This window comes from Halomonas sp. AOP7-B1-5 (assembly GCF_052353045.1).
GTDB classification, from domain to species: Bacteria; Pseudomonadota; Gammaproteobacteria; order Pseudomonadales; family Halomonadaceae; genus Vreelandella; species Vreelandella colorata.
Map to the genome: position 1 here is coordinate 1 of NZ_JBQTDC010000091.1, position 2,512 is coordinate 2,512.

Annotated in this window: 2 protein-coding genes and 1 tRNA gene; all 3 read right to left on the bottom strand. The window is 51.3% G+C overall.

What is annotated here, in order from left to right:
* Positions 1 to 228: 228 nt before the first annotated feature.
* Positions 229 to 305 (bottom strand) — tRNA-Arg (locus ACT3XD_RS19435).
* A gap of 68 nt (positions 306 to 373) precedes the next feature.
* Positions 374 to 1,321, bottom strand: coding sequence for an AEC family transporter (locus tag ACT3XD_RS19440; RefSeq protein ID WP_192539923.1), 948 nt, complete (start codon positions 1,319 to 1,321; stop codon positions 374 to 376).
* Between the two features lie 111 nt (positions 1,322 to 1,432).
* On the bottom strand, positions 1,433 to 2,512 hold a 1,080-nt coding region (locus ACT3XD_RS19445), incomplete at its 5' end, for a sensor domain-containing diguanylate cyclase (protein WP_444280691.1).

The window sequence follows — 2,512 nt, forward strand, 5'->3', positions numbered from 1 at the left end:
CGGTCTTCGGCAATACGCCTGACTTCTGGCTCAACCTGCAGCAGAAAAACAACCTTTGGAAGGCTTATCACAGCAAGAAGAGTCAAGAGCGAATCAGAAAGGCGCATCCCATCAAGATGGTAGAAAACCGCGACCCGGCATTTGCCTGATAACCTACAACCTTGCATTAGCGGGGTTATTCAGTTGGTAGGTTTCGGGTGTAACGTGGGGAGACTAGAATGAGTGCTTTGGCGTCCCTGGCAGGAGTCGAACCTGCGACCTGCCGCTTAGGAGGCGGCTGCTCTATCCTACTGAGCTACAGGGACTTTGCTTACAGAAGGGGCGCGTAGTATAGCGTGTTACACATAACACTCCAACCCGCGGCCGCCTCTTCTTATACCCAGCCCAGCAGGCGCAGAGCAAAAATGCCCAGCGTAATCGAGATGCTGGCCATCATTGTGGTGATCGCGATGATATTTGCGGCGAGCGCTGCATTGCCGCCCATGGCTTTTACCATGACAAAGCTGGCAGCGGCGGTGGGGCTGGCGAAGAACAGAAACAATAAGCCTAACTGCTCGCCTTTAAAGCCTAGAACCCACGCCGCAGCCGTCGATATCACGGGAAGAACCACCATCTTCATGACGCTAGAACCCAGCGCAACCTCGCTTTTATCCCGAATGCTCGATACTGAAAGCGTGGCGCCAATACAGATGAGTGCTAGCGGCAGAGTTAATGAAGCAAAGTAGTCGCCAGAGGTCATCACCCAACGCGGCAGTGAAATAGAAAACGCGGTAAACGGCAGCGCCACCAATACCGAGATAATCAACGGATTCATGGCAATATTTTTTAATATGCTTCGCCAATCGGTGGCTTGGCCTGGCTGATAGGTTGCCAGTATCCAGACAGATAGCGCGTTATACATCACGATGACCAGGCCAACGAGTAGGCTGCCCGCCGATAACCCATAGTTGCCATACATGCCCGCCGCCAGGGCTAACCCCACTACCCCACAGTTACCGCGAAAGGCACCTTGAATATAGATGCCCCGCTCGGCGTAGGGAATACGGAAACACGCCCATAACCAGCTAATGAAAAACTGGCCAAGTGTGGCAGCTGCAAAAAACAGCATTAGCGGAATATCCAGCGCAACGCTTAGATCCGCCTTGACCAAACTAAGAAAAATAAGCGTGGGCAGGGTGGCTTTAAAGACCAGCGCAGACGCCGTCGATACAAACGTCCGGTCAATCCAGCCAAGACGCTTTAGCCCAATACCCAAAAAAACCATGGCAAACACCGGCAACGTGATATCCAGGGTTCGGGCAAATAATTCAAGTAGGTTCACAGCATTGTCTCTACTAATTCAGCACGCCTTAATATTCTATTGTAACCGATATGCTGTCGCCGCAATCACTCCGTTTGGCTTACGTTTAAGGCTTTTAATACTTTATCGTGGCTAATTAAATAATTGCATAGGGTCCATTTCAGTTGACTCTCGAATGACCACGCTATTACGTCCATTCCCTTTTGCTTCATAACTGGCAGAATCGGAGCGTGAAAGAGCATCTTCGATACTGGTATCGCTATCATCAAAACTGGTAACCCCAATACTGAGCGTTACCCGATACTCTTTGTCTAAATGAGTAACCGAAACTTCGCTGACCGCCTGACGCAGTGACTCTGCAATTATTTGTGCCTGCCCCAGGGTGCAGCTAGGGAGCAATACGCCAAACTCGTCTCCGCCTTGGCGCGCCACATGATCACTGCGGCGCACTTCCCAGGCGACGATTTGAGCAATCCGACGCAGCATCTCATCGCCTAGCGCATGCCCGCCTTCGTCGTTAATCGGTTTGAAGTGATCTAAATCGAACATGAGCAGTGCTGACGGCGTACTGGTTTTTTGGAAATCAGCAAACGCCTCTTCAAGACGGCGTTCAAAACCACGCCGGTTTAAAAGCCCCGTTAACGGATCGTGCTCGGCTTCCCAGCGCTGTAGTGCCTCTTGCTGGCGGCGCTCAGTAATATCTTTAACGACGCCAACTAAGCCCAGGGAGTGACCGCCTTGCGTTAGCATGACCACTCGCGCATGAATATCCAGCCACAGCGTTTCATTATCAACATGCATAAACCGCAGCTGACGAACAAAATCACTGCCATTTTTTAAGCTATGCTCCCACATATCCCTTGCCCCACCAAAATCGTCAGGGTGGATCTGTTTTAGCCAAGCCTCGGCAGGTCGAGCAGCCTTGATCCCCAGCATTTCCAATAGCGCCGGGTTCATATAGGTGATGGCACCATCAAAATTAGCGACAAACATACCTTGTGGGACGGCGCTCAATACGGAGTCGAGGAATGCCTGACGCTCTTGTAGATGATCAACTAACGTTTGTCGCTCTTCTTCGACGCGATTAAAAGTAGTTGCGACTTGCTGCAGCTCCTGCATTGCCGTAGCCAGATTGACGCGCTCACGGCGGCCTAGGCCAACTTCACCAATTTGAGTTTCCAAGTGTTGAAGCGGAGCCAATATACGCGCTAA